The following is a 1,125-nucleotide window of genomic DNA, read 5'->3' on the forward strand; positions in this document are numbered from 1 at the left end:
CCAGTTCCGGATCGTCCGGGGCCGCCGGGTTGGCGTCCAGCACCAGCACGCTGGCCGGGCCGCAGTCCAGCAGCGATGCCAGCTTGCGGCGCCCCACGCCCCCCGCGCCCACCACCAGGCAGGCGCGGCCATGCAGGTCGAGAAGCAGGGGATAATAACGCATTGGGATCGTATACACGAGGGGCAGGCAAAGTAAAACCGGTCCGGAGCGCGAGGGGAGGAAGGGCTGGGCATGGGGGGGAGGGAGCGGAGTTGGGGCCGCAGCGACTGGCGGCAGCGGTTGACGCCGTGGATGCCATGGGTGATGCGCTGCGCCTGATGGGGGAATGGCTGCGTCTGCCCGGCTGGCCTGGAGTTGGCATTGTCCGGTATTGCGCGGCCCGCCTTGCCGCCGCGCCGCACTTGGGCTAGTCTGCCGACAACGGTTGATGCGGGCAATTCCCGCAACGACGCCAGCACCTTGCGCATCCCATTACCCGGCAGGCACCCGCATGGCCAAACACCTCGTCATCCAACTGGCCCGCTTCGGCGATCTTGTGCAGACCAAGCGTCTGATACTGTCGTTGCTGAACGGGGAGGGGACCGACGGTGGCGGCACGCATGGCGCAGGGCAGGGCACGGGGCACTCGATTGCTTCCGCCCCCGAGGTATATCTGCCCGAGGTGCATCTGGCGGTGGACGCCACGCTGGCGGAACTGGCCCGGCTGGTCTACCCCGGCGTCATCGTGCACGGCGTGCGCGCCCACGGCGGTGTCCCGCAGGAGGACGTGCTGGCGCACAACGCCCGCGCCTTCGCGGCCCTGGCGGCGGAAGGCTTCGATACCGTCTACAACCTGAACAATTCCGGGCTGAACATGGCCCTTGCCGCGCTGTTTCCGCCCGACATTGTGCGCGGCTACCGCAGCCTGAACGGTCAGCCCCTGCGCGACCGCTGGATGCGCATGGCCTTTCGCTGGGTGGCCCACCGCCGCCTGTCCCCCGTGAACCTCGTGGACTTCTGGGCGGCGCTTGCGCCCCGGCCCATTGCCCCGGCGCGGGTAAACCCCATCGCCCTGCGGGGTGGGCGGGGCATCGGCGTGGTGCTGGCCGGGCGCATGTCGCGCCGGTCGCTGCCGCCCGATGCGC

1 protein-coding gene and 1 pseudogene are annotated in these 1,125 nt (G+C 70.0%); one reads left to right on the forward strand and one right to left on the reverse strand.

Annotated elements, in window-relative coordinates; genetic code table 11:
- On the reverse strand, positions 1–163 hold a 163-nt coding region (locus FVW20_RS16195), incomplete at its 3' end, for an NAD(P)-dependent oxidoreductase (RefSeq protein ID WP_307831605.1).
- A gap of 328 nt (positions 164–491) precedes the next feature.
- Between FVW20_RS16195 and FVW20_RS16200 the strand changes: the two are divergent.
- Positions 492–1,125, forward strand: a pseudogene (locus FVW20_RS16200) (glycosyltransferase family 9 protein); the annotation flags it as partial.

The sequence above is a fragment of the Nitratidesulfovibrio oxamicus genome (assembly GCF_015731765.1).
Lineage (GTDB): Bacteria > Desulfobacterota > Desulfovibrionia > Desulfovibrionales > Desulfovibrionaceae > Cupidesulfovibrio > Cupidesulfovibrio oxamicus.